The following is an 821-nucleotide window of genomic DNA, read 5'->3' on the forward strand; positions in this document are numbered from 1 at the left end:
CCATAAACAAATATTAAAACAAGCGCTCTTTGCAGACACAAAAAGCAGGTTCTGCTGCACGTTTATGCCATAATAGCGTCGTAACACATTGCTTATTAATGTATTTGCTGAACAAACATTCCTAGTTAACTGTTAAGTATAGCAAAACATCGTCAGACTTACACAAAGATGCCGCTAGAATAGATTCGATGCAAAACACTAAGCCCAATCTTACTCACAACGAGCTGCTAGAACTTGAGCAGTCAATCCAAAAAAAAGCGCTAGAACTTGGGTTTCAGCAATTTGGCATCACAACTAATGACCTAGACATTCATATAGAACGATACAAAGACTGGCTCGATAGAGGTTTTCATGCAGACCTGGATTATATGGAAAAGCATGGAAGCAAACGCTGGCAGGCTGATGAATTAGTTCCCGGCACGCTTAGGGTTATTTCCTTGCGCATGAATTATCTAAGCGACCCAAACTCTCCTCTAGGCCTTTTGAACGAAAAAGAAAAAGCCTATATATCCCGCTATTCCTTGGGGCGTGACTATCATAAGCTAATCCGCTCGAGGCTAAAAAAGCTGATCGAACATATAAAACAAAAAGCGGAAAGCTACAGCTTTAGAGCTTTTGTCGACAGCGCACCTGTACTTGAACGAGCCTTTGCCCAGAAAGCGGGTTTAGGCTGGTTCGGTAAAAATACTATGCTTATCAGTCGTGAAGCGGGTTCCTGGTTTTTTCTGGGGGAAATATATACCGACCTCCCTCTTCCAATAAGTAAACCATACATAGAGGAACACTGTGGTAGCTGTAAGGCCTGCCTCACTGCCTGCCCG

Annotated in this window: 1 protein-coding gene; it reads left to right on the forward strand. The window is 42.9% G+C overall.

Annotated elements, in window-relative coordinates:
* Positions 1–188: 188 nt before the first annotated feature.
* A partial coding sequence (gene queG / locus A3756_RS01650) for a tRNA epoxyqueuosine(34) reductase QueG (protein WP_068552763.1) occupies positions 189–821 on the forward strand: 633 nt, incomplete at its 3' end.

It is taken from the genome of Oleiphilus sp. HI0086 (assembly GCF_001635225.1).